Raw genomic sequence first — 273 nt, forward strand, 5'->3', positions numbered from 1 at the left:
TGAAAATGGAGGAAAGCGCAAATGACAAATGAGTACAACCCGGATGGTAAGGAAATCCGATTTATCGACAGCCATTATAAGGATTTGTTTCATATCCCCGATGGCAGCTGTGTGCAGATTCACTACCCGGATGAAATGGTTGTGAAGCCCTGCACCTTCATTGACGAGTATCATACGCAGATCGGATACAATGTGTTTCATATCTGCCAGTTTGCAGAAATTATGGAGCGCAACGGCGCAAGCTATATGCCGGAGCCTGAGATTATGGGCGAT

Annotated in this window: 1 protein-coding gene; it reads left to right on the top strand. The window is 45.8% G+C overall.

Translation table 11 applies throughout. The features are described from left to right. Window positions 1-21 precede the first annotated feature (21 nt). Window positions 22-273 (top strand): hypothetical protein (locus QWY29_RS20535; RefSeq protein ID WP_300963073.1); only part of this gene is annotated, 252 nt, incomplete at its 3' end.

The organism is Nocardioides abyssi (assembly GCF_030412915.1).
Classification (GTDB): Bacteria; Actinomycetota; Actinomycetes; order Propionibacteriales; family Nocardioidaceae; genus Nocardioides; species Nocardioides abyssi.